Genomic DNA, 22,958 nt, shown 5'->3' with positions numbered 1-22,958 from the left:
TGGACGCGATTGTGGCCGCGAAGGTCACGCTTGCCCGCATGCCACAGACCTGCCCGTTATGCCTGGAGCGCACTCAGCACCGCGGGGGCCGCCTGCAGCGCCGCCCGGCGATGGTAGAAGTTCAGCGCGCGAAGCCCGCCCAGTTCTTCGCCGCCGCCGGCGCGCCCGGGGCCCCCGTGCAGCGATTGCGGCATCACGTTGCCGTGGCCGGTGTGGGTGGCCGCCACATCGGGGCTCACGACGTGCACGCGGCCGTGGTGGCTGGCGAGATCGAGCGCGCTGTGCGCCAGGGGCGCGGCGTCGGCGCCGTAGAGCGAAGCAACGAGCGAGCCCTGGCCACGCCGGACGCCCGCCAGGGCCTGTGGCAGCGTACGGTAGGGCAGCAGGGTGGCGACGGGGCCGAAGACCTCGACGTCGTGCAGCACGGCGGCCCCGTCCACCGCCTCGGGTGTGTCCGCGCCCAGCAGCGTCGGCCCGATGCAGCAGGCCACGGCCGGGTCAGCGTCGATGAGCGGCTGGGCAGCCCCGTCGTGCAGCACCCGCGCTTCGGTCCGCAGCAGGGCGAGGCCCTGTCGCACGCTGTCGAGCTGGGCGCGACTGACCAACGCCCCCATGCGGACGGCTTCATTGCGCGGGTCGCCGACGCTGATGCGGGCCAGGCGCGCGGCCGCCGCCTCGGCCACCGCGCCGTACACCACCTCGGGCACGAAAGCCCGGCGAATGGCCGTGCACTTCTGGCCGGATTTGACGGTCATCTCGCGCACCAGTTCCTTGACGAACAGCTCGAAGGCCGGGCTGCCCGGCGTGGCATCGGGCATCAGGACGGCGCTGTTGATGCTGTCGGCCTCCACGTGCATGCGCACCGAGCGCCGCGTGATGGCGTCGTGCGAGCGCAACCGCCCCGCGGTCTCGGCCGAACCGGTGAATGACAGGACATCGAACGGCTCCAGCGCATCGAGCAGGCCGGCGGGGCTGCCGCAGACCACCGACAGGGCGCCTGGCGGCAGCACCCCCGCGTCGATCACATCGCGCACCATGCGCTGAGTCAGCCAGGCCGTGGCCGTGGCCGGCTTCACGACCACCGGCACCCCGGAAAGGAGCGCCGGGCCGGCCTTCTCCCACAACCCCCAGGCCGGGAAGTTGAAGGCATTGATCAGGAGCGCCAGGCCCGTCGATGGCACCAGCAGGTGCTGGCTCTGGAAGGCGCTGCCCTTGGCCAGCGCAACCGGCTCGCCGTCCGGCATGAAGCGGGCGTCGGGGAGGGCGGCAGCGAGCCTGGCGTAATGGCCGAGCGTGTAGATCGCGCCGTCGATGTCCACGGCCGAATCGCTCTTGACAGTGCCGCTGTTGGCGGTCGCGATCTCGTCGTAGTCCTGGCGCCTGGCCTGCAGCACGGCCACGATGGCCTCGAGCAGCTTGCCGCGCTGGCGATAGGTGAGCGACCGCAGCGCCACGCCGCCCGTGTCACGGGCGAAGGCAAAGCCCGCCGCCAAGTCCAGCGAGCTGGCATCCACGCGGACCAGGGGTGTGCCCCGCACCGGGTCGAGCAGGACGGCGCCCTCGCCGGTGCCCGTCTGCCAGCGGCCTTGCAGATGGTTGGGTAGCAATTCGGGCATCGCAGTGGTCTTTCCGTGGGTGACATGCAGTATTTTGCGTGCTGCACTGTAGGCGCGTCGATCTCAGCCTGTCAAGCACCATAGTGCATCTTCTGCCGATGATCTGTGGCCCAATTTCGGATCGTTAAGTGCACTATACTGCCCATCAAGATGCCCTGATCTTCTCTCTCGCGTCCGACGCAACGACCATGCAAACACTGACCATCGAATGCCGAGCCACCGGCGTGGCCTGGGTGACGATGTCTCGTCCCGACGTGTTCAACGCGTTCGACGAGGCCATGATCGCCGAGCTGGATTCGGCCTTCTCCACGCTCGCCGGCGACGCCGGCGTGCGGGTGATCGTGCTGGCCGGCAGTGGCCGGCATTTCTCGGCCGGGGCCGACCTGAAATGGATGCAACGTGCCAGCCAGGCAGACCAGGCGTGGAACCTGCAAGACGCGCGGCGCTTCGCAGCCATGCTGGCGCGCATCGAGGCTTGCCCCAAGCCGACCGTCGCGCGCGTGCAGGGCGCCGCACTGGGGGGAGGGGTCGGCTTGGCAGCCGCCTGCGACATCGCCGTAGCGGCCGGCAATGCCAGCTTTTCGGTCAGCGAGGCCCGGTTCGGCATTCTTCCGGCGGTGATAGGCCCGTACGTCACCAACGCCATCGGCAAGCGGCAAGCGCGCCGACTGGCGCTGACCACCGCACGCATCGGTGCGGTGGAGGCGCTGGCGATCGGGCTCGTGCAGCAGGTGGTGCCATTGGCCGAGCTCGACCAGGCGATCGACGCGGTGCTGCGGGATCTGCTGCAAGGGGGACCTCACGCGCAGCGGGAAATCAAGCAGCTCTATGCACAGTTCGAGGTGGGGCCGATCACGCCTGAAATGCGGGAGCTGACCGCGACCACGATCGCACGCGTGCGAGGTACCGAAGAGGCCCGCGAAGGTTTTGCCGCCTTTCTCGGCAAGCGGCCCGCCGCCTGGGTGAACGAAGCATGAGGTTCGCCGAGTTCCAGGTGGAGCAGCGCATCGTCGCAGGCCCGTATGAGGTGTTGGAGGACGAGGTGCTGAGCTTCGCTCAAGCCTATGATCCGCAGTGGTTCCATGTGGATGCGGGGCTGGCATCGCAAGGGCGCTTCGGCGGGCTGATCGCGAGCGGCTGGCACACTTGCGCGATCGCGATGCGGCTGGCCGTCGACGCCGCTCTTCAGGGCTCGGAGTCCTTTGCCTCCCCGGGGGTGTCGCGGGTTCGATGGCCATGCCCCGTGCGCCCGGGGGATCGGCTGCGCCTGGTGGCAACGGTCCTGGCAACCCGGCGTTCGCGAAGCCAGCCCGATCTGGGCATCCTCAGCTGGCGCTGGCAACTGTTCAATCAGTGCGACCAGGAGGTGCTCGATCTCGAGGCCACCAGCCTGTTCGACCTGGGTTCCAAGGAGACAAGATCATGACCCACGCCTACATCTGCGACGCCATCCGCACTCCCTTCGGCCGCTACGGCGGCGCCTTGGCGCCGGTGCGCGCCGACGACCTGGCCGCCGTGCCGATCAAGGCGCTGATGGCGCGCCACCCGAACCTCGACTGGGCGGCCATCGACGATGTGCTGTACGGCTGCGCCAACCAGGCGGGCGAGGACAACCGCAACGTCGCGCGCATGGCCGCGCTGCTGGCCGGATTGCCGGTCGGCGTGCCGGGCGGCACCATCAACCGCCTGTGTGGCTCGGGGATGGACGCGGTCGGCTCGGCCGCACGCGCCATACGCGCCGGTGAAGCCGGGCTGATGATCGCCGGCGGCGTCGAGAGCATGAGCCGCGCGCCGTTCGTGATGCCCAAGGCCGGTTCGGCTTTCAGCCGCGACAACGCGGTCTACGACACCACGATCGGCTGGCGCTTCGTCAACCCGTTGATGAAAGCGCAGTACGGCGTCGACTCGATGCCCGAGACGGCCGAGAACGTCGCAGCCGATTTCGGCATCTCGCGCGACGACCAGGACAAGATGGCGCTGGCCAGCCAGCGCAAGGCGGTGGCGGCGCAGGCGCGCGGCTTCTTCGATGCCGAGATCACGCCGGTGACCATCACGCCAAAGAGGGGCGAGCCGATCGTCGTGGCCAGGGACGAGCACCCGCGCGAGACCTCGCTGGAGGCGCTGTCCAAGCTCAAAGGTGTCGTGCGGCCCGACGGCACGGTGACCGCCGGCAACGCGTCCGGCGTCAACGACGGCGCCTGCGCGCTGGTCCTGGCCAGCGAGGCGGCCGCCGCCCGTCACGGGTTGACGCCGCGCGCGCGGGTGGTCGCCATGGCCACGGCCGGCGTGCCGCCGCGGGTGATGGGCATCGGCCCGGCGCCGGCGACGCGCAAGGTGTTGGCGCTGGCGGGGCTGTCGCTGTCGCAGATCGACGTGATCGAGCTGAACGAGGCATTTGCCGCGCAAGGCCTGGCGGTGCTGCGCCAGCTCGACATCGCCGACGACGACCCGCGCGTGAACCCCAACGGCGGCGCGATCGCGCTGGGGCACCCACTGGGCGCCTCCGGCGCGCGGCTGGTCACCACCGCGATCAATCAGCTTCACGCCGGCGGCGGCAAGCGCGGCCTGTGCACGATGTGCATTGGGGTCGGCCAGGGCATCGCGTTGATCGTCGAGAGAGTCTGATCAGGAACGGGAGTACCTGCGATGCGCGACAATGTATATTATGTCAAATGACTGACGCGAAGCCGGAATGACAAGGGGCGCTTTGCGCGCCCCTGAGCATCTCTCCGGATCGTTCGCCGGGCACGACGCCGGCAGACCTCACTTCCATTCGAACAGCTGGCCCTTGGTGTGGCCCTGGGCGTCCACCTCGTATTCGAACAGCGCCGCAATGCTGGTCAGACGCGACCAGGTCGGCGACTTGCTGTCGAAGTAGATCGCGCCACGGTACTTGATGCTGCCGTCCTTCTGCGGCAGCCCCACGCCTTGGCCGGTCCAGCTCGCCACTTCACCTTGCATGCCCATCACGAGCCCCTGGCCCTGGCCGAACAAGGTGCCGTCGGGCCGCAGTTCGGCGCTGTAGGTGCCGGTCTCGTTCGAGGCCAGGCCCATCAGCTTGCCGCTGCCCTGAAAAGTCGTTTCCATCTTCGGCGAGCCGCCGGGGTTGGGCAGCACGCGCTGCGAGATCACCTTGCCGGAGCCTTCACCGATCTTTTCACCAAGCATGTCGTCCTCCATGGCCACCGAGCGAGGCAGGCGGCGGGAAAATGCTCGAAGCCTCGTCCTGGCGGCGAGCGGCAACCCGGTGGGGTTGCCTGGGTCGTCACCCAAGCCCGGGAACGCAGAAGGCTTCGATCGACGGCTGGCGAGGAAGGCGCAATTCGCCCCGGGCACCGCATGGCCGGCGGTGACGGCTGCTCGTGGCAGGACACGCCGGTCATGTGGAGCGCACGGTAGACCCGTGGCATGGCAGGCACAAGGCCTAATGCGGCGGCCGCGTGGTTATTCCCGCGCGGCGATGACCCGGGGGATCTTCCCGCTGCGCCCGCGGCGTCCCGGCTCGCCGCTGCGGCAGTGGATATGCATGGGTGCCACACCCTGGGTGGCGAGGAAGCCGGCGAGTGCTTCGCGCGCGCGGCGCAGTCGTCGGCTGGCATCGCCTCCACGCTGTCCCGTGCACAGCAGCAGGTCGCTCGGCCCTTGCTGGCGCAGCTGAAAGTCGAACAGGCCGGCTTCGTCCTCGAGCACCGTGCTGATCGCCAGCGGCGGCACCGGCACGTGGCGGCGCCGTATGCCCGGCAGATGCAAGGTGTCGTCGCGCCGGCCCTGCACCTCGACGAGGGGCAGCGGTGATCCGCAGGCGCAAGGCTCGGCAGCCAGCGTGACGCGATCGCCAAGGTCGTAGCGGATGACTGGCTGAACGTGGTTGGCCAGGTTCGTGAGCAGCGTGGTGGCGCTGGGCCGGCCGGCGGGCACCGGGTGGCCGCGCCCGTCGACCGGCTCGAGGATGAACCAGTCGGTGTTCAAGTGCATCCGGCCGTGGCCGCACTCGCTGGCCAGCGCGAGGAACTCGGACGCGCCATAGCTGTTGTGGACCTGACAGCCGAACCCGCGCCCGATGCCATGGCGCATTGCCGGGGTCAAGGTTTCGCCGCCGGTCCAGACCTGTTGCAGATGCAGATCCAGCCGCCCTTCCCTTTGCTCTTGCGCCAGCAACAGGGCCTCAGTCGGGTAGCTGGCAAGCACGTCGGGCTGTAGCGCCCGCAACTCGGCGACCAGTTGATCGATCGGCTGCAGGAAGGACAGGCAATGGACGTTGTGGGCGAAAGACGGGTTCAGACGGCGCACCCGCTCGATCGACACGATGCTCGCGAAATGCCCGCCGATGGCGCCAACAAAGGCGATGCGCTGGCCCGTCAACCATGGATCGGCCCAGGCGTGCCACGCCGGAATCGCCGGGCGGCGAAGGCCTTCGAGCGCGTCGTAGACGGCCATCGCGGCCGCGTCCTGCACGAACACGCCCGGCTCCCCGCTGCTGCCCGAGCTCTCCCACACCATGTAGCGGCCCAGGTAGGGCTCGGCGATGTTCGAGCGGTCTGCGGTGAAGCGTCGCAGCTCATCCAGCCGCAACGCGGGGTCGGCCACCCAGTCGTCGAAGTGCTGCATCAGCGTAGCCTTGCGCGCCACGGGCAGCGCGCTCAGCGGGATGCTGGCGGGATCTGCCGTGCCGAGGATGCGGCGGTACAGCGGCGACCCCTCGGCTGCCGCCGCCAGGAGCTGGCGAAGCCGGCGTGCCTGCCTGGCCGCCAACGCCTCGGCGCTGTCGCGCGACGCTGACCAGACATCGGCGGCCACCGTGCCGGTGAACCAAGGATCGAAGGGCGGGAGCATCTGTCGACTATCGTCTCGGCGACCGCTTGCGGGAAGAGGCCGTGGCAAAAAGACGAAGGGGCGCCCGGTCAACCCGGGCGCCCCTCATCACTTGCTTTTGGCGGAGACGAAGGGATTCGAACCCTTGATGGAGTTTTAAGCCCCATACTCCCTTAGCAGGGGAGCACCTTCGGCCACTCGGTCACGTCTCCAGCCGAAGCCGGCATTCTAGCCTGATCAGCGGGCCCTTTTTGTGCCCGGCCGCGCGTTTATTCCTCGTCGTCGCCCTCGTTCTTCGCGTTCGGATCGTCGAGTTCGAACACCTTGTGCAGCGCGCGCACCGCGAGCTCCATGTACTTCTCGTCGATCACGACCGAGGTCTTGATCTCGCTGGTGCTGATCATCTGGATGTTGATGCCCTCTTCGCTCAAGGCGCGGAACATCTTGCTCGCCACGCCGACGTGGCTGCGCATGCCGATGCCGATGATCGAGACCTTGCAGATCTTCGGGTCGCCCATGACGGTGGCCGCACCGGTGGCCGGCTGGACCTTGTTCTTCAACAGGTCCATCGTGCGCTGGTAGTCGTTGCGGTGCACGGTGAACGAGAAGTCGGTCTTGCCGTCGTGCGAGACGTTCTGGATGATCACGTCGACGTCGATGTTCGCGTCGGCCACTTCGCCGAGGATCTGGTAGGCGATGCCCGGCTTGTCGGGCACGCCCATCACGGTGACCTTGGCTTCATCGCGGTTGAAGGCGATGCCCGAGACAACGGCTTGTTCCATCTTTTCGTCTTCCTCGAAAGTGATCAGGGTGCCCGACTTGGCTTCCTCGTTGATGTCGATGTCCCAGGGCGTGAAGCTGGACAGCACGCGCAGCGGCACACGGTACTTGCCGGCGAATTCCACCGAGCGGATCTGGAGTACCTTCGAGCCGAGGCTGGCCATCTCCAGCATCTCCTCGAAGGTGATGGTGTGCAGGCGGCGCGCCTCGGGCACGACACGCGGGTCGGTCGTGTAGACGCCGTCGACATCGGTGTAGATCAGGCATTCGTCGGCCTTCATTGCGGCGGCCACGGCCACCGCCGAGGTGTCGGAGCCGCCGCGACCCAGCGTCGTGATGTTGAGGTCTTCGTCGACACCCTGGAAGCCCGTGATGATCACGACCTTGCCGGCGGCGAGGTCGGCGCGCACGCGCGCATCGTCGATGCTCTGGATGCGGGCCTTGGTGTAGGCCGAGTCGGTCTTGATCGGCACCTGCCAGCCGTTGTAGCTGACGGCTTCCATGCCTTCGGCCTGCAGCGCGAGCGACAGCAGGCCGACCGAAACCTGCTCGCCGGTACAAGCGATCATGTCCATCTCGCGCAGCACCGACGGGCTGTGGCTGGCCGGGGCCACCTCCTTGGCCAGGCCGAGCAGGCGGTTCGTCTCGCCGCTCATGGCCGAGGGCACGACCACCATCTGGTGGCCGGCGCGGGCCCATTTGGCCACCCGCTTCGCGACGTTGCGAATGCGCTCGGTGGACCCCATCGAGGTGCCGCCATACTTGTGAACGATCAGTGCCATGGGCTCGGGCTCTTCGGTGTGTGTTTCAGTGTGGTCTTGCGGTGGCTGCACGGGCGCTGCCGGCTAGGGAACGGCCAGCGCAAACCGACGAATTTTAGCTGCTGCGGTGCAGCACGCCCAACCGAGGCTGACACCGCTCAAGACGCCGGATGCCAGCGGATCAGTAATTGCGGCTCGCCCGGCACGGCGAGTGCGCGCGCGTCGATACCCAAACCGGGGACGAACACGGGGTGCGCCTCGCAAGCGATCACCGGGCCTCCGCGCAGCCAGGCCGGCACGGCCCGCGCCTGGTATTGCTTCTTCAGGCTGCGCGCGGTGCTGCGGGCGCTGAACTGAAAGGTGTCGCCCGGCGCCCGCGCGCGCAGCGCCGCCCGGGCGAGCAGGCCGGCAGCGACGCCGCCCTGCTCCACCGCTTCGAGTTCCAGTCGTCCGCCCCAGTCAGGCAGGTCCATGACGCCGGGTCGATCGAGGCGCATCGGGGTCGGCGCCGGCGAACGCGCGTGCCGGGTGGCCACCGGGCCCACCGTCAGCCGCCCTCGGTAGAGGCGCAGCTCGCGCACGCCGTCCAGCGGCCAGCGCGCGGTGCGGCTGGCGGCCAGTTCGTGGCCAAGCCGGTCGATCAGGCTGTCGCGGACGCCATCGCTCACCAGCGGTGCCAGCCAGCGCCGCAAGACCGCCACGCGACGTGGTGCTGGCAGCGCTTGCCAGGCCGCTACGTCGATAACTCGGTCCCCCAGCCCGCTAGGTGCCGCCGCCCGCACGGCTGCGAGATCGGTCTCGGCGACGTCGTCGATCAGCTCGATCGCCCACTGTGCCTGGTGCGCGGCCAGGGCCAGCGTGGCCTCGGCATGTGGAAACGCGGCGAGCAGCGCGGGCCAGACGTCGTGCCGCAGGCGATTGCGGTCGAAGCGGCGGTCCCGGTTGCTGTCGTCGTCGATGTGGCTCAGGCGGTGGCGGGCCACGTAGGCCCGGATCGCCTCGGCCGGCTGGTCCAGCCACGGGCGGCACCAGAGCAGCCCGTCGCGGATCACCTCGCGCGGCATGGCCGCCAAGCCGGCCGGCCCGGCACCGCGCAGCGCCTGCAGCAGGAAGGTTTCAGCCTGATCCCGCCGGTGATGGGCCAGCATAACGACGCCGGCGCCAGCCTCCCGCGCCATCGCGGCCAGCGCCCGGTAGCGCTCGCGGCGGGCCCAGGCCTCGACACTCTCGCCGCGTGCTGGCGAGCCGTTCAACCGATGCGTTAGTAGCGCGACGGGCAAGCCCGCTCGGGCCCAGCGCGCGCACTGACGCTGCAGATGCTGCTGCCAGCTGTCCGCCGCAGGGTTCAGGCCATGGTGGACGTGAAGCGCGATGACCAGGAGCGCGGTTCCACGGGCTGCGTGCACCGTGGCGTGCAGCAAGGCGGTCGAATCGCGCCCGCCGCTCGCCGCCACCGCGACGATGGGTGTGGCACCCGCGCGGCGCATCGGCGAAGCGAGCGGGCCGCCTCGGCGCTCAGCGCGCCGTCGTGTCGTTGAAGCGGCCGTAGCTCTTCAGGCGTTCGTAGCGGCGCTCGAGCAGTTCGGGGATCGACAGGTCGGCCACCTGGCGCAATGCGTCGACCAGGCCACGCTTGAGCTGCGCGGCCATCTGCTTCGGGTCGCGGTGCGCGCCGCCGACTGGCTCGTTGACGATCTTGTCGATCAGGCCCAAGGCCTTCAGCCGGTGCGCCGTGATGCCCAGGGCCTCGGCGGCGTCGGCGGCACGCTCGGCCGTTTTCCACAGGATCGAGGCGCAGCCTTCTGGCGAGATCACCGAATAGACCGAGAACTGCAGCATGAGCAACTGGTCGCCCACGCTGATCGCGAGCGCCCCGCCGGAGCCGCCCTCGCCGATGATCGTCGTGATGATCGGCACCTCGAGCTGCGCCATCTCGAAGATGTTGCGGCCGATCGCCTCGGACTGGCCACGCTCTTCGGCGCCGACGCCCGGGTAGGCGCCCGGCGTGTCGACGAAGGTGAATACCGGCAGGCCGAACTTCTCGGCCAGCTTCATCAGGCGCAGCGCCTTGCGGTAGCCCTCGGGGCGCGGCATGCCGAAGTTGCGCAGGCCGCGCTCCTTGGTGTCGCGGCCCTTTTGCTGGCCGATCACCATGCACGCCTGGCCGTTGAAGCGCGCCAGGCCCCCCACGATGGACAGGTCGTCGGCAAACGCGCGGTCGCCGTGCAGCTCCTGGAACTCGGTGAAGATCTCGTTGACGTAGTCCAGCGTGTACGGCCGCTGCGGGTGGCGCGCGATCTGCGTGACCTGCCAGGGGTTGAGCTGCGTGTAGATGTCCTTCGTCAGCTGCAGGCTCTTCTTGTCGAGCCGCTCGATCTCTTCGGAAATGTCGACCGCGGATTCGTTCTGCACATAGCGCAGCTCTTCGATCTTCGATTCGAGCTCGGCGATCGGTTGCTCGAATTCAAGGAAGTGGCGTTTGCTCATCGGGTTCCCTCGCGATGGTTGCAGATCAGTATTCAACGGGCAGCGGATCGAGGCTGCGCCACAGGTACCAGGTGGCCACCGAACGGAACGGTGCCCAGCCTTCGCCCAGCTCGCGCGCCTCGGCACGCGACACCGGCTCGCCGCTGAAATAGCTCACGGAGATGCCCTTGAGCAGGCCCAGATCATCCAGCGGCAGGACGTTCGGGCGCATCAGGTGAAAGATCAGGAACATCTCGGCCGTCCAGCGACCAATGCCGCGAATGGCCACCAGTTCGTCAATGATGGCCTCATCGTCCATCTGCTGCCATTGCCTGACGTGCACGGTCCCGTCGGCGAAATGATGCGCCAGGTCGGTCAGGTACTCGGCCTTGCGCGCTGACAGGCCGGCGCCGCGCAGCGTTGGCGCGTCGAGCGCCAGCACGTCGTCGGGCGTGAGGCGCGTCGGCGGCCCGCCGACGGCCGCGGCGAACTTGTCCCACACCGACTGCGCGGCCTTCACCGAGATCTGCTGCCCGACGATCGAGCGTGCCAGTGTCGTGAACGCATCGCCACGGCTTTGCAGCCGCGCCTCGCCGAACTGGGGGATCAGTTTCTTCATCACCCGGTCGCGCTTGGCCAGGTGCTTGCAGGCATCGTCCCAGTAGTCCGGCGTCACGCCGGCCATGTTGCCCTTGGCCGCCATCTCAGGATTTGATCCAGGTGGTGCCTTGTGGCGTGTCTTTCAACATCACGCCGGCGGACAGCAGCTCGTCGCGAATCCGATCGGCTGCCGCGAAGTCGCGCGCCTTCTTGGCTGCGTTGCGCGCCTCGATGCGCTCGTTGATCGACGTTTCGTCCAGGCCCGAGCCGGCACGCAGGAAAGCGGTGGGCTGCTGTTGCAGCACGCCGAGCGTGCCGCCCAGCGCGCGCAACAGGCCCGCGGCTTCGCGCGAGCCGCCACGGTTGACCTCGGTGGCCAGCTCGAACAGCACGGCCATCGCACCGGGCGTGTTGAAGTCGTCGTCCATCGCCGCCTTGAACTCGGCGGCGCGGCCGGTGGACCAGTCGATCTTGGTGGCTTGCGGCGAGCCGGCGGCCTCCAGCGCGGTGTAGAGCCGGCGCAGCGCGCTGCGCGCATCATCGAGGTGAGCGTCGCTGAAATTGAACGGGCTGCGGTAGTGCGTGCGCAGCATGAAGAAGCGCAGCGTCTCACCGTCGTAGCGCTTCAGCACGTCGCGGATGGTGAAGAAGTTGCCGAGCGACTTCGACATCTTCTCGTTGTCGACATTCAGGAAGCCGTTGTGCACCCAGACGTTGACGAACGGGTGGCCGAGCGCGCCCTCGCTTTGCGCGATCTCGTTCTCGTGGTGCGGAAACTGCAGGTCCATGCCGCCGCCGTGGATGTCGAAGCGCTCACCCAGCAGCGCGCAGCTCATCGCCGAGCATTCGATGTGCCAGCCCGGGCGGCCCGGGCCATAGGGGCCGTCGTACTTGGCGTCGACCGGCTCTTCGGGCTTGGCCGATTTCCACAGCACGAAGTCCAGCGGGTCCTCCTTGCCTTCAGCCACGGCGACACGTTCGCCGGCGCGCAATTCGTCGATCGACTTGCCGCTGAGCTTGCCGTAGCCCGGGAACTTGCGCACCGCGTAGTTCACGTCGCCGTTGCTCGCGCGATAGGCGAGGCCCTTTTGTTCCAGCGTGCCGATCATCGACAGCATCTGCGGCACGTAGTCGGTGGCGCGCGGCTCATGCGTGGGCGCCGACACGCCGATGGCGCCGATGTCGGCCCGCATCGCCGCGATCATCTCATCGGTCAACGCCCGGATGCTGATGCCGCGCTCCACCGCGCGCTTGATGATCTTGTCTTCGATGTCGGTGATGTTGCGCACGTAGGTGACGCGCAAGCCGCTGGCCAGCAGCCAGCGATAGACGACGTCGAAGGCCATCATCATGCGCGCATGGCCCATGTGGCACAGGTCGTAGATGGTCATGCCGCAGACGTACATGCGGACATGCCCGGGTTCGATCGGAACGAAGTCTTCGACCCGGCGGGTCAGGGTGTTATAGATGCGCAGGGCCATCAACGAAAGGCTTCAACGGGCGCGGTGGCGTCGCTTGAGGAAGCGGTGGCTGCAAGCTGGTAGGGGCTCGGCCGTGCGCCCGTTGTGCGGGGGGTCGGTAGAATCGTCTGAGTATAGCCAAGGAGACTTTTGACGTGACAGCGACCGCCACCGGGGCAACTACCATGGTCCGCCGATTCGCTCGATACGCCGCGCAGCTTGGCGTGGGCGTGGCCATCGGCGCGCTCGCCGCCTCGCCGGCGCTGGCGCAGAAGGTGCGACTGGCCACGAGCGTGGGCGACATCGTGCTGGAGCTCGACAAGGACAAAGCGCCGAAGACGGTCGACAACTTCGTCCAGTACGTCAGGGCCGGCCACTATGACGGCACGATCTTCCACCGCGTCATCCCGGATTTCATGGTCCAGGGTGGCGGCATGAAGCCCGACATGAGCGAAAAGCCCACGCGCCCGCCCATTCCGCTCGAAAGCCGCAATGGCCTGAGCAACGTGCGAGGCACTGTGGCGATGGCGCGCACGATGGTGCCCAATTCGGCCACCGCGCAGTTCTTCATCAACCTGAAGGACAACAGCTTCCTCGACCAGCCCAACGCCCGCGATGGCGAGGGCTACGCGGTGTTCGGCAAGGTGATCGACGGCATGGATGTCGTCGACAAGATCAAGGCCGTCCCCACCGGCAACAAGGGGCCGCACCAGAACGTGCCGGTGCAGCCCGTCCTCATCAAGAAAGCGACGTTGGAGTAACAAGCATGACCAAGACCGTTGAACTGACCACCAGCGCCGGCGTGATCCGCCTCGAGCTCGACGAGGCCAAGGCGCCGCAGAGCGTGGCCAACTTCCTGGCCTACGCGAACAAGGGCCACTACGACGGCACCGTGTTCCACCGGGTGATCAAGGGCTTCATGATCCAGGGCGGCGGCATGACGGCCGACATGAAGCAAAAGCCGACCGACGCACCGATCCAGAACGAGGCGAACAACGGCCTGAAGAACGACAAGTACACCGTCGCCATGGCGCGCACGAACGCGCCGCATTCGGCGACCGCGCAGTTCTTCATCAACACCAAGGACAACGGCTTCCTGAACTTCACCGCCGAATCGCCCAGCGGCTGGGGCTACGCGGTCTTCGGCAAGGTCGTTGCCGGCCAGGACGTGGTCGACACGATCGAGAAGGTGCGCACCGGCAACAAGGGCTTCCACGACGATGTCCCGCTGGAAGCTGTGACGATCGAGAAGGTCACTGAGATTGCCTGAGTGGCGCCCCCGGGCGCAGGGCACTGCGCCCGCCCCCCACGGGGGCACCGCGGCCGCTTCGGAGCGGCCGTACGCTGGCCGCGAGCCGGCCCCGGCACGAGTCGACCTGGCACCATCCGCACGGGTCGTGGATTTCATCTCCGACCTGCACCTGAGCCCCGAGTTGCCGCGCACGCTGGCAGCGCTCGAGGCCTACTTGGCCTCGACCTGCGCTGACGCCGTCTTCATCCTCGGTGACCTGTTCGAGGCCTGGGTGGGTGACGATTCGATCACCCTGCCCTTCGAACGCCGCTGCGGCGACATGCTGGCGGCCGCCGGGCGCCGGCACCCGCTGTACGTGATGCGCGGCAACCGCGATTTTCTGTTCGGCGCAGCTTTCTTCGAAGCCACCGGGGCGGTCGATCTGCCCGACCCGGTGGCGTTGCACGCGCCCGGCATCGCCCCCGCGCCGGTGCTGCTGAGCCACGGCGACGCGCTGTGCATCGACGACACGGCCTACCAGCAGTTCCGCGCGCAGGTGCGCCAGCCTGCCTGGCAAGCCGCGTTTCTTGCCAAGTCATTGGCCGAACGCCAGGCCATAGGCGCACAGATGCGCGCCGCGAGCCGCGAGCACCAGCAGCGTGCCGAGCCGGTCACCTACGCCGACGCCGATCCGACGCTTGCGCGGCAGTGGCTGATGGCTGCCGACGCCCGTGTCCTGGTCCATGGCCACACCCACCGCCCGCAGTCCGAGCGCCGCGACGGCGGCTGGCAGCGCCACGTGCTCAGCGACTGGGACCTCGACCACGCCACGCCGCCCCGCGCCGAGGTGCTGCGCTGGACGGCGCAGGGCTTCACGCGGCTGGATCCTGCTCAGGCGGGTTGACCGTCATGGTGCTCCCACGGCTGTGGCGTCGCGTCAGCGGCTGGCGCGAGGCCCGGGCCCTGCAACGGCACGCGATCCCCGACGCGCTGTGGGCCACGGTGCTCGCCGCCTACCCCTTCATTGCCACGCGGCCGGCGGCCGACCTCGAGGCCCTGCGCACGCTCACCAGCCTGTTCCTGTCACGCAAGGAGTTCCATGGTGCGCAGGGTCTGGTGGTGACTGACGAGATGGCGGTGGCGATCGCCGCGCAGGCCTGCCTTCCCGTCCTGCGGCTGGGCATTCAGGCCTATGACGGCTTCGTCGGCATCGTCGTCCACCCGGACGAGGTGGTCGCCCCGCGCGAGGTGATGGACGAGGACGGTGTCGTCCACCAGTACGACGAGGTGCTGTCTGGCGAGGCGATGGGCGGTGGCCCGGTGATGCTGGCCTGGGCCGATGTGCTCACCGCGGGCGAGACGGCCGAGCTGGCCTACAACGTGGTGATCCACGAGTTCGCCCACGTGCTGGACATGGCCGACGGCGAGGCCGACGGCGTGCCGCTGTTGCCGAACGCGCGGGCCCGAGACAGCTGGATCGACTGCATCGACACCGAGTACGAGCGTTTCACGGACCGCATCGATGCCGGCGCCGAGGACACCGCGCTCGACCCCTACGGTGCGGAGGGCGTCGAAGAGTTCTTCGCGGTGGCCGTCGAGGCCTTTTTCGTCGCCCCGGATGGCATGCGCCGCGAGCACCCGGCGCTTTACGAACTCTTCGCCGGCTACTTCAGGCAGGACCCAGCCGCCTGAACGGCGCGCGCCAGCGTGTCGGAGGGCCGTTCGCCGAACTGGTGGCGGTAATCGTGCGCGAACTGGCTCAGGTTCCAGAAGCCCCAGGCCGCGGCAGCCTCCCGCACATTGCGGGCCCCGCCGCTGCGCAGCGCCCGCCGGGCGCCGTTGAGCCGAAGGCTGCGCAGGTAGGCGTTCGGCCCCAAGGCGGTCTCGGCCTCGAAGGCGTACTGCAGCGTGCGGCGGCTGACGTGCAGGCGCTCGCACAGTGCGGCCACGCTGGGTACCGTCTCCGGCTGCGCGGCCACCATTTCGTACACCTGCCGCACGACGCGCCGCCGTTCGGTCGCGTTGCTGCGCGCGTCGTGCGGCGCTTGTGGCGCAGCCAGCAGGTCGAGCACGACATCGAGCATCGCCTGCTGCAGCGTCTCTCGCGCCGCCGCGGCCCGATGGTGCGCCTCGCCGGCCGAGGCCGCCAAGGCAAGGATGGCGCGCAGGCGAGACAACGCCAGGCGGCGGCGTTCGGCCGCCACCTCGAGCCACGGGGAACCATCCACCAGCGGCCACGCCAGCGGCAGGCGCTGCGCCATGGCCTGACGCTCCAGTTCCCCGCGGCCGACGACCACGCCGAGAAGGTCGTGGCCCGCCGGGCTCACGAGTTCGAACCGGCCCGCGCGGCCGCAGACCATCACGCCACTCGGGCCGACCTGGCGGCCGTCGATGCGCGAGCCGTCGTGCACCGCCGTGAGGCCGCACCACACCGAGTCGGCCCAGACCTCGCACTGCTGGTGCAGCGCCTGGCTCGTCCTCTCGCGGTAGACCTGTGCGGTGCCGGTGGCCACCTCGTCGAGCTGGCCGCTGAAGGCGCCTGGCGTGAGCTGGTCGTAACGCTGGCGCCAGCCGCTCAAGCGTTCGGCATGCTCGTCCACATCGCGGGCGAGCAAGGCCTGGACTTGCCAGCCCGGGCGCCAAGACGGTGCATCTAGACCTGACATCGTGTCCATGAACTTTGCCGATTCCCGCTATCAGGCTCGCCGCCGCCGCTCATACGCTTGCGGCCAGCGCCGGCGACCTTGTCGGAGCAATCGCCGGGCCACTGACCCGCCCGGCCGGACGACCCGCTCTCCCGGAGAACCGCATGGAACATACCGCCAGCCCGTCGCTGAACAAATCCCTGAGCACCCTGCAGTTGTGGGGCATCGCTGTGGGTCTCGTCATTTCTGGCGAGTACTTCGGCTGGAGCTATGGCTGGGCCTCGGCAGGCACGCTGGGCTTTCTCGTCACCGCGAGCTTCGTCGCGCTGATGTACGCCACCTTCATCTTCAGCTTCACCGAGCTGACCACCGCCATTCCGCATGCCGGCGGCCCGTTCGAGTACAGCCGCCGCGCCTTCGGCCCGACGGGCGGCTACCTGGCGGGCTACGCGACGCTGGTCGAATTCGTCTTCGCGCCGCCGGCCATCGCGCTGGCGATCGGCGCCTACCTCAACGTGCAGTTCCCGGCACTGTCACCCAAGCTGGCGGCCGTCGGCGCCTATGCGGCGTTCATGGCCCTGAACATCGTCGGTGTGCAGATCGCCGCCACCTTCGAGCTCTTCATCACCCTGCTGGCCATCTTCGAGCTGCTGGTGTTCATGGGGGTCGTGGCGCCGGGCTTCTCCATCGCCCATTTCGTCAAGGGCGGCTGGGCAGGCCAGGATGGCTTCAGTGCCGCGGCGGTCCCCGGCATGTTTGCCGCGATTCCCTTCGCGATCTGGTTCTTCCTCGCGATCGAAGGCGTGGCCATGGCGGCGGAAGAAGCCAAGAACCCACGCCGCTCGATCCCCATCGCGTACGTGGCCGGCATCCTGACGCTGGTGGTGTTGGCCGCTGGCGTGATGGTCTTCGCCGGCGGCGCGGGCGACTGGGCGCAGCTTGCCAACATCAACGACCCGCTGCCGCAGGCGATGAAGCTGATCGTCGGCGCGCAGAGCGGCTGGCTGCACATGCTGGTCTGGCTGGGCCTGTTCGGGCTGATCGCGTCATTCCACGGCATCATCCTCGGCTACTCGCGCCAGATCTATGCCTTGGCCCGCGCCGGCGTGTTGCCCGGCGTGCTGGGCCGCGTCCATCCGCGCTTCCATACCCCGCACTGGGCCATCCTGGCCGGCGGCGTGGTCGGCATCGCGGCGATCTTCAGTGACGAATTGATCACCTTCGGCGGGCAGACGCTGACCGCGAACATCGTGACGATGAGCGTCTTCGGAGCGATCGTGATGTACATCGTCAGCATGGCGAGCCTGTTCAAGCTGCGGCGCACCGAGCCGGGCCTGGAGCGGCCGTTCCGGGCGCCGATGTTCCCCGCCTTCCCGGCGTTCGCGCTTGCCGCAGCGCTGGTCTGCCTGGCGACGATGTTCTATTACAACCGCCTGGTGGGCGCACTGTTCGTGGTTCTGGGCCTGCTCGGCTATGCCTGGTTCACCTTCGCCACGCGGCGACGCACGGTTTCGGTGCCAGCCAAGGCAGCAAGCGCCTGAGAACGCTAGAGTGCGGCCACCCTGCCCTGTTGTCGCGCCATGGCCAGCTTTCATCACCGCATCGGCGCCCGCAGCTACCGCTTTGACGGCCTGGCTGCGCTGTTGGCCCGCGCCTCGCCCGAACGATCGGGTGACCACCTGGCCGGGGTGGTGGCCGCGTCTGCCGAAGAGCGGGTCGCCGCGCAGATGGCGTTGGCGGAGGTGCCTCTCGCCCATTTCCTGCAGGAGGCGGTCGTGCCGTATGAAACCGACGAGGTCACGCGGCTGATCATCGACGGCCACGATGGCCTTGCCTTTGCCCCGGTCTCGTCGCAGACCGTGGGCGAGTTCCGCAACTGGCTGCTCTCGGATGACGCGGACGGCCCTGGCCTGCGCGCCCTGGCGCCCGGCCTGACACCGGAAATGGTGGCGGCCGTTTCGAAACTGATGCGCAACCAGGACCTGATCCTGGTCGCCCGCAAGTGCGAGGTCACGACCCGGTTCCGCGGCACCATCGGTCTGCCGGGCCGGTTGTCCACCCGGCTGCAACCGAATCACCCGACCGACGATGCCGCCGGCATCGCCGCCAGCGTGCTCGACGGCCTGCTCTACGGCAGCGGCGACGCGGTCATCGGCATCAACCCGGCCACCGACAGCGTCCCGCAGGTCATCCAGCTGCTGCGGATGCTCGACGCGGTGATCGGCCAGTACGAGATCCCCACCCAATCCTGCGTGCTGACCCATGTGACCAACACCATGCAGGCCATCGAGCGCGGCGCGCCGGTCGATCTGGTGTTCCAGTCCGTCGGCGGCACCGAAGCAACCAACCGCAGCTTCGGCATCGACCTTGCGCTGCTGGCCGAGGCGCGCGCAGCGGCGCTGGCCCTCCAGCGCGGCAGCGTCTTCGCCGACGGCCAGCGCGGTCGCAACGTCATGTACTTCGAAACCGGCCAAGGCAGCGCACTCTCGGCCAACGCCCACCATGGCTGCGATCAACAGACGATCGAGGCCCGGGCCTATGCGGTGGCGCGCCACTTCGAGCCGCTGCTGGTCAACACGGTGGTCGGCTTCATCGGGCCTGAATACCTGTACGACGGCAAGCAGATCATCCGTGCCGGGCTGGAAGACCATTTCTGCGCCAAGCTGCTCGGGCTGCCGATGGGGTGCGACATCTGCTACACCAACCACGCCGAGGCCGATCAGAACGACATGGACGTGCTGTTGACGTTGCTGGGAGTCGCCGGCTGCACCTTCATCATGGGCATTCCCGGCTCGGACGACGTGATGCTGAACTACCAGACCACCTCGTTCCATGACGCGCTGTACGCGCGGCGCGTGCTCGGGCTGCGGCCCGCGCCTGAATTCGAGGCCTGGCTCGAGCGCATGCGCATCTTCGAGCCGGGCGGCACGGCTCGCCTGGCCGAGGCAATGCCGGAACGTTTCGCAAACCGGTTGCCGGCGCCATGAAGTCGAACGTCGTCGACAACGGCTGGGCCGCGCTGCGCCGCCACACCCCGGCTCGGATCGCGCTGGGCCGTGCCGGTGTCAGCCTTCCCACCGAGCCGCACCTCGCCTTCCAGCTTGCCCATGCGCAGGCTCGCGACGCGGTCCACCGGCCGTTCGATGCAGCAGCGGTGGCGTCGGCGCTCAGCGAGATCGATTGGCCAAGCCTGACCCTGCACAGCGCCGCGCCGGACCGAGGCGCCTATCTTCAGCGGCCCGACCTGGGGCGGCGGCTGTCCGACAAGTCCGCTGCCCTGCTCCGGCGCAATGGCGACGCCACACCAAACGACCTCGCCGTCGTCGTGGCCGATGGGCTGTCGGCGCTGGCGGTCGAGCGGCATGCCGTGCCGTTCCTGGCTCGCCTTCGCGAGCTTCTGCGTGACGATCCGGCGGCGTGGCGCCTGGCGCCGGCTGCGATCGTGCACCAGGGGCGCGTCGCGATTGGGGACGAGGTTGGCGCGCTGCTCGGCGCCCGCCTCGTGCTGGTGCTGATCGGCGAACGGCCAGGCTTGAGTTCGCCCGACAGCATGGGGCTGTACCTCACCTGGGCGCCGCAACCCGGGCGCACCGATGCCGAGCGCAACTGCATCTCGAACGTGCGGCCCGAGGGCTTGGCCATTTCGGAAGCGGCGGGGCGCACCGCGTGGCTGCTGCGCGCTGCACGCGCTCGCGCCATCACCGGCGTGGGATTGAAGGACGAGAGCGTCGTGCAACAGCCGCTATCCGCTGGCGGCTCCGCGCCATTCGCGCTGGTTGGCGAATCCCGCCGCTGAAATGCGAAGGCGCCGCTCGCGCGGCGCCTTGGTGGTTTCAGTCGTTCAGCAGCCGGTCCCTCACAGGGCGGTCGCCTCGGCCTTGGTGGGCTTGTCGCCGCTCTTGCCCGGCGGCTGAATGTCGAGCACGGTGTGCCCTTCCGCATCCACGTCCACCGTCAGCCGGCCACCGTCGACCAGGCGACCGAACAGCAACTCGTCAGCCAGTGCGCGACGGACCGTGTCCTGGATCAACCGTTGCATCGGTCGAGCGCCCATCAGCGGGTCGAAACCCTTCTTGGCCAGGTGCTTGCGAAGCGCGTCGGTGAAAGTCACCTCGACCTTCTTCTCGGCCAGTTGCTGCTCGAGCTGCAACAGGAACTTGTCGACCACCCGCAGGATGATCTCCTCATCCAGTGCGCGGAAGCTGACGATCGCATCGAGCCGGTTGCGGAACTCGGGCGTGAACAGGCGCTTGATGTCGCCCATCTCGTCACCCTGCTCGTGCCGCGTGGTGAAGCCGATGGTCGACTTGTTCATCGTCTCGGCGCCCGCATTCGTGGTCATGACGATGATCACGTTGCGGAAGTCGGCCTTGCGCCCGTTGTTGTCGGTCAGCGTGCCGTGGTCCATCACCTGCAGCAGGACGTTGAAGACATCCGGGTGCGCCTTCTCGATCTCGTCGAGCAGCAGCACGGAATGCGGCTTCTTGGTCACCGCCTCGGTCAGCAGCCCGCCCTGGTCGAAGCCCACGTAGCCCGGGGGCGCGCCGATCAGCCGGCTGACCGCATGCCGCTCCATGTACTCGCTCATGTCGAAGCGGATCAACTCGATGCCCAGGATGTAGGCGAGCTGCTTGGCCACTTCGGTCTTGCCGACGCCGGTGGGGCCGCTGAACAGGAAGGCACCGATCGGCTTGTCGGCCTTGCCCAGGCCCGAACGTGCCATCTTGATCGCGGCGGCCAGCGCGTCGACCGCCGGATCCTGGCCGAAGACAACGCTCTTCAGATCGCGCTCCAGGCTCTTGAGCTTGCCGCGGTCGTCGCTCGACACACTGGCCGGCGGAATGCGCGCGATCTTGGCGACGATCTCCTCGACCTCGGAGCGGGTGATCGTCTTCTTCTGCTTGCTCTTGGGCAGGATGCGCTGCGCGGCGCCGGCCTCGTCGATCACGTCGATCGCCTTGTCGGGCAGGTGCCGGTCATTGATGAACTTGGCCGAGAGCTCGGCCGCGGCCTGCAGGGCGCCCAGGGCGTATTTGACGCTGTGGTGCTCCTCGAAGCGCGACTTCAAGCCCTTCAGGATCTCCACCGTCTGCTCGACCGAGGGCTCCACCACGTCGATCTTCTGGAAGCGCCGCGACAGGGCCGCGTCCTTCTCGAAGATGCCGCGGTACTCGGTGAAGGTGGTCGCACCGATGCACTTCATCGTGCCCGACGAAAGGGCGGGTTTCAGCAGGTTGCTCGCGTCCAGCGTCCCGCCAGAGGCCGCACCGGCGCCGATCAAGGTGTGGATCTCGTCGATGAAGAGAATCGACTTGGGGCTGTCCTTCAGCTGCTTCAGCACGCCCTTCAGGCGCTGCTCGAAGTCGCCACGGTACTTGGTGCCGGCCAGCAGTGCGCCCATGTCCAGCGCGTAGACGGTCGCATCGGCCAGCACCTCGGGCACGTCGCCCTCGGTGATCCGCCAAGCCAGGCCCTCGGCGATCGCCGTCTTGCCGACACCGGCTTCGCCGACCAGCAGCGGGTTGTTCTTGCGCCGGCGGCAAAGCACCTGGATCACCCGCTCGACCTCGAGTTCACGGCCGATCAGCGGGTCGATCTTGCCCTCGCGGGCCTGCTGGTTCAGGTTGGTCGTGAACTGGTCCAGCGGCGAACCCTTGCCCTCGCCACCGCTTTCTTCCTTCTCGCCATCGCCGGAAGAGCCTTCATTGCCCTTCTGAGGCTCGGGCGGATCGGACTTCTTGATGCCGTGGGCGATGAAATTGACCACGTCCAGCCGCGTCACGCCCTGCTGATGCAGGTAGTACACGGCGTGCGAGTCCTTCTCGCCGAAGATGGCCACCAGCACATTGGCGCCGGTCACTTCCTTCTTGCCGCCGCCCGTGGACTGGACGTGCATGATCGCGCGCTGGATCACGCGCTGGAAGCCCAGTGTCGGCTGGGTATCGACCTCTTCCGAGCCGCCCACGGTGGGCGTGTTCTCCCGGATGAAGGCGACCAGGCTCTTTCGCAGATCCTCGATATTGGCTGCGCAGGCGCGCAACACCTCGGCCGCGGAGGGATTGTCCAGCAGCGCGAGCAGCAGGTGCTCGACGGTGATGAACTCGTGTCGCTGCTGGCGTGCCTCGACGAACGCCATGTGCAGGCTGACTTCCAGTTCTTGGGCAATCATGCGGCCTCCATAATGCATTGAAGCGGGTGCCCTGAGCGACGCGCGGCGGCGAGCACCAGCTCGACCTTGGTGGCCGCAACGTCCTTCGAAAAGACGCCGCAGACGGCCCGACCCTCATGGTGAATCTTTAACATGATGAGGGTGGCGGCTTCAAGATCAAGCCTGAAGTATTCCTGCAGCACCATCACGACGAATTCCATCGGTGTGAAGTCGTCATTGAGCATGACGACCTGGTACATGCGAGGCGGCTTTGTCTTGGCCGCCTTGCGCTCGGCAACGACCGACCCGTCGCCCTCGTCTGGCCGTGAGACCAAGGGCGGCGAAGCAGGTGGCTTGGGCGCTTTCGAGGGCATGAATTCAGTATAGCCAGTTGGCCGCGACGGCACAGGAGGCCTCGATGTTCGCCGGAGCAAGAGGC

21 protein-coding genes and 1 tRNA gene are annotated in these 22,958 nt (G+C 68.1%); 10 read left to right on the top strand and 12 right to left on the bottom strand.

Annotated elements, in window-relative coordinates:
• Positions 1-56: 56 nt before the first annotated feature.
• Positions 57-1,616 (bottom strand): 3,4-dehydroadipyl-CoA semialdehyde dehydrogenase, encoded by a 1,560-nt coding sequence (locus VJ693_RS13910; protein ID WP_324155014.1) that lies wholly within the window; start codon positions 1,614-1,616, stop codon positions 57-59.
• Positions 1,617-1,804: 188 nt separating this feature from the next.
• On the opposite strand from VJ693_RS13910, the gene VJ693_RS13905 reads away from it, so the two are divergent.
• From VJ693_RS13905 to pcaF, 3 genes are read left to right on the top strand one after another with little or no spacing between them, the layout of a single operon-like run.
• Positions 1,805-2,593 carry an enoyl-CoA hydratase-related protein gene (locus VJ693_RS13905; protein WP_324155012.1) on the top strand — a complete coding sequence of 263 codons (789 nt, stop codon included), beginning with the start codon at positions 1,805-1,807 and terminating at the stop codon, positions 2,591-2,593.
• Positions 2,590-3,042: a MaoC family dehydratase gene (locus VJ693_RS13900; protein ID WP_324155010.1), complete on the top strand. Its 453-nt coding sequence runs from the start codon at positions 2,590-2,592 to the stop codon at positions 3,040-3,042. The genes VJ693_RS13905 and VJ693_RS13900 overlap by 4 nt, the downstream gene beginning before the upstream one ends.
• Positions 3,036-4,241 carry a 3-oxoadipyl-CoA thiolase gene (pcaF, locus tag VJ693_RS13895; RefSeq protein ID WP_324155034.1) on the top strand — a complete coding sequence of 402 codons (1,206 nt, stop codon included), beginning with the start codon at positions 3,036-3,038 and terminating at the stop codon, positions 4,239-4,241. Before VJ693_RS13900 ends, pcaF begins: the two co-directional genes overlap by 7 nt.
• Positions 4,242-4,379: 138 nt before the next feature.
• On the opposite strand, the gene VJ693_RS13890 is transcribed toward pcaF, so the two are convergent.
• The 8 genes from VJ693_RS13890 to cysS form a co-directional block, all read right to left on the bottom strand.
• Entirely contained in the window at positions 4,380-4,784 is a 405-nt protein-coding gene (locus VJ693_RS13890) for a hypothetical protein (protein ID WP_324155009.1), read from the bottom strand.
• A 276-nt stretch (positions 4,785-5,060) separates the two neighbouring features.
• Entirely contained in the window at positions 5,061-6,521 is a 1,461-nt protein-coding gene (locus VJ693_RS13885; RefSeq protein WP_324155007.1) for a phenylacetate--CoA ligase family protein, read from the bottom strand.
• Between the two features lie 26 nt (positions 6,522-6,547).
• Positions 6,548-6,640 (bottom strand) — tRNA-Ser (locus VJ693_RS13880).
• Positions 6,641-6,697: 57 nt separating this feature from the next.
• Entirely contained in the window at positions 6,698-7,990 is a 1,293-nt protein-coding gene (locus tag VJ693_RS13875) for an aspartate kinase (protein ID WP_324155005.1), read from the bottom strand.
• A gap of 137 nt (positions 7,991-8,127) precedes the next feature.
• Positions 8,128-9,456 (bottom strand): tRNA lysidine(34) synthetase TilS, encoded by a 1,329-nt coding sequence (gene tilS / locus VJ693_RS13870; RefSeq protein ID WP_324155003.1) that lies wholly within the window; start codon positions 9,454-9,456, stop codon positions 8,128-8,130.
• Positions 9,457-9,484: 28 nt separating this feature from the next.
• Complete coding sequence (locus VJ693_RS13865; RefSeq protein ID WP_324155002.1) at positions 9,485-10,456, bottom strand: acetyl-CoA carboxylase carboxyltransferase subunit alpha; 972 nt, start codon at positions 10,454-10,456, stop codon at positions 9,485-9,487.
• A 25-nt stretch (positions 10,457-10,481) separates the two neighbouring features.
• Positions 10,482-11,138: a DNA-3-methyladenine glycosylase gene (locus tag VJ693_RS13860; RefSeq protein WP_324155000.1), complete on the bottom strand. Its 657-nt coding sequence runs from the start codon at positions 11,136-11,138 to the stop codon at positions 10,482-10,484.
• A 1-nt stretch (position 11,139) separates the two neighbouring features.
• Positions 11,140-12,516, bottom strand: coding sequence for a cysteine--tRNA ligase (gene cysS / locus VJ693_RS13855; RefSeq protein WP_324154999.1), 1,377 nt, complete (start codon positions 12,514-12,516; stop codon positions 11,140-11,142).
• A gap of 164 nt (positions 12,517-12,680) precedes the next feature.
• On the opposite strand from cysS, the gene VJ693_RS13850 reads away from it, so the two are divergent.
• The 4 genes from VJ693_RS13850 (at position 12,681) to VJ693_RS13835 (ending at position 15,418) form a co-directional block, all read left to right on the top strand.
• The gene (locus VJ693_RS13850) at positions 12,681-13,256 is read left to right on the top strand and encodes a peptidylprolyl isomerase (RefSeq protein WP_324154996.1); all 576 of its coding nucleotides are present in this window, start codon (positions 12,681-12,683) and stop codon (positions 13,254-13,256) included.
• 5 nt (positions 13,257-13,261) lie between these two features.
• Entirely contained in the window at positions 13,262-13,765 is a 504-nt protein-coding gene (locus VJ693_RS13845; protein ID WP_324154995.1) for a peptidylprolyl isomerase, read from the top strand.
• A gap of 127 nt (positions 13,766-13,892) precedes the next feature.
• The gene (locus VJ693_RS13840; RefSeq protein ID WP_324154993.1) at positions 13,893-14,630 is read left to right on the top strand and encodes a UDP-2,3-diacylglucosamine diphosphatase; all 738 of its coding nucleotides are present in this window, start codon (positions 13,893-13,895) and stop codon (positions 14,628-14,630) included.
• Positions 14,631-14,635: 5 nt separating this feature from the next.
• Positions 14,636-15,418 carry a M90 family metallopeptidase gene (locus tag VJ693_RS13835; protein WP_324154992.1) on the top strand — a complete coding sequence of 261 codons (783 nt, stop codon included), beginning with the start codon at positions 14,636-14,638 and terminating at the stop codon, positions 15,416-15,418.
• Here the strand turns inward: VJ693_RS13835 and VJ693_RS13830 are convergent.
• Positions 15,391-16,392 carry a helix-turn-helix domain-containing protein gene (locus VJ693_RS13830; protein WP_324154991.1) on the bottom strand — a complete coding sequence of 334 codons (1,002 nt, stop codon included), beginning with the start codon at positions 16,390-16,392 and terminating at the stop codon, positions 15,391-15,393. The genes VJ693_RS13835 and VJ693_RS13830 overlap by 28 nt on opposite strands.
• 143 nt (positions 16,393-16,535) lie before the next feature.
• On the opposite strand from VJ693_RS13830, the gene eat reads away from it, so the two are divergent.
• The 3 genes from eat to eutC are packed head-to-tail and all read left to right on the top strand — an operon-like array spanning position 16,536 to position 20,167.
• On the top strand, positions 16,536-17,912 hold the full coding sequence (gene eat, locus VJ693_RS13825) for an ethanolamine permease (protein WP_324154989.1): 1,377 nt from the start codon (positions 16,536-16,538) through the stop codon (positions 17,910-17,912).
• Positions 17,913-17,951: 39 nt separating this feature from the next.
• Positions 17,952-19,358: an ethanolamine ammonia-lyase subunit EutB gene (locus VJ693_RS13820; RefSeq protein ID WP_324154988.1), complete on the top strand. Its 1,407-nt coding sequence runs from the start codon at positions 17,952-17,954 to the stop codon at positions 19,356-19,358.
• Positions 19,355-20,167 carry an ethanolamine ammonia-lyase subunit EutC gene (eutC, locus tag VJ693_RS13815; RefSeq protein ID WP_324154986.1) on the top strand — a complete coding sequence of 271 codons (813 nt, stop codon included), beginning with the start codon at positions 19,355-19,357 and terminating at the stop codon, positions 20,165-20,167. The genes VJ693_RS13820 and eutC overlap by 4 nt, the downstream gene beginning before the upstream one ends.
• Before the next feature lie 60 nt (positions 20,168-20,227).
• Here eutC and clpA read toward each other — a convergent pair whose 3' ends face one another.
• Together clpA and clpS are read right to left on the bottom strand one after the other, a co-directional pair.
• Positions 20,228-22,540 (bottom strand): ATP-dependent Clp protease ATP-binding subunit ClpA, encoded by a 2,313-nt coding sequence (gene clpA / locus VJ693_RS13810; RefSeq protein WP_324154985.1) that lies wholly within the window; start codon positions 22,538-22,540, stop codon positions 20,228-20,230.
• Positions 22,537-22,893, bottom strand: a complete 357-nt coding sequence (gene clpS, locus VJ693_RS13805; RefSeq protein WP_324154983.1) for an ATP-dependent Clp protease adapter ClpS — start codon at positions 22,891-22,893, stop codon at positions 22,537-22,539. The genes clpA and clpS overlap by 4 nt, the downstream gene beginning before the upstream one ends.
• Positions 22,894-22,958: the final 65 nt, after the last annotated feature.

Source organism: Ideonella sp. (genome assembly GCF_035254525.1).
GTDB lineage: Bacteria > Pseudomonadota > Gammaproteobacteria > Burkholderiales > Burkholderiaceae_C > Ideonella.
The sequence above is the reverse complement of the archived record's forward strand: the minus strand, read 5'-3'. Positions and strand labels throughout refer to the sequence as shown.

What these genes read in the sequence shown, in the direction of transcription:
- VJ693_RS13910 (WP_324155014.1), bottom strand. Translation starts at nt 1,616, where the DNA reads ATGCCCGAATTGCTACCCAACCATCTGCAAGGCCGCTGGCAGACGGGC.
- VJ693_RS13905 (WP_324155012.1), top strand. Translation starts at nt 1,805, where the DNA reads ATGCAAACACTGACCATCGAATGCCGAGCCACCGGCGTGGCCTGGGTG.
- VJ693_RS13900 (WP_324155010.1), top strand. Translation starts at nt 2,590, where the DNA reads ATGAGGTTCGCCGAGTTCCAGGTGGAGCAGCGCATCGTCGCAGGCCCG.
- VJ693_RS13890 (WP_324155009.1), bottom strand. Translation starts at nt 4,784, where the DNA reads ATGCTTGGTGAAAAGATCGGTGAAGGCTCCGGCAAGGTGATCTCGCAG.
- VJ693_RS13875 (WP_324155005.1), bottom strand. Translation starts at nt 7,990, where the DNA reads ATGGCACTGATCGTTCACAAGTATGGCGGCACCTCGATGGGGTCCACC.
- tilS (WP_324155003.1), bottom strand. Translation starts at nt 9,456, where the DNA reads ATGCGCCGCGCGGGTGCCACACCCATCGTCGCGGTGGCGGCGAGCGGC.
- VJ693_RS13865 (WP_324155002.1), bottom strand. Translation starts at nt 10,456, where the DNA reads ATGAGCAAACGCCACTTCCTTGAATTCGAGCAACCGATCGCCGAGCTC.
- VJ693_RS13860 (WP_324155000.1), bottom strand. Translation starts at nt 11,138, where the DNA reads ATGGCGGCCAAGGGCAACATGGCCGGCGTGACGCCGGACTACTGGGAC.
- cysS (WP_324154999.1), bottom strand. Translation starts at nt 12,516, where the DNA reads ATGGCCCTGCGCATCTATAACACCCTGACCCGCCGGGTCGAAGACTTC.
- VJ693_RS13850 (WP_324154996.1), top strand. Translation starts at nt 12,681, where the DNA reads ATGGTCCGCCGATTCGCTCGATACGCCGCGCAGCTTGGCGTGGGCGTG.
- VJ693_RS13845 (WP_324154995.1), top strand. Translation starts at nt 13,262, where the DNA reads ATGACCAAGACCGTTGAACTGACCACCAGCGCCGGCGTGATCCGCCTC.
- VJ693_RS13835 (WP_324154992.1), top strand. Translation starts at nt 14,636, where the DNA reads ATGGTGCTCCCACGGCTGTGGCGTCGCGTCAGCGGCTGGCGCGAGGCC.
- VJ693_RS13830 (WP_324154991.1), bottom strand. Translation starts at nt 16,392, where the DNA reads ATGTCAGGTCTAGATGCACCGTCTTGGCGCCCGGGCTGGCAAGTCCAG.
- eat (WP_324154989.1), top strand. Translation starts at nt 16,536, where the DNA reads ATGGAACATACCGCCAGCCCGTCGCTGAACAAATCCCTGAGCACCCTG.
- VJ693_RS13820 (WP_324154988.1), top strand. Translation starts at nt 17,952, where the DNA reads ATGGCCAGCTTTCATCACCGCATCGGCGCCCGCAGCTACCGCTTTGAC.
- eutC (WP_324154986.1), top strand. Translation starts at nt 19,355, where the DNA reads ATGAAGTCGAACGTCGTCGACAACGGCTGGGCCGCGCTGCGCCGCCAC.
- clpA (WP_324154985.1), bottom strand. Translation starts at nt 22,540, where the DNA reads ATGATTGCCCAAGAACTGGAAGTCAGCCTGCACATGGCGTTCGTCGAG.
- clpS (WP_324154983.1), bottom strand. Translation starts at nt 22,893, where the DNA reads ATGCCCTCGAAAGCGCCCAAGCCACCTGCTTCGCCGCCCTTGGTCTCA.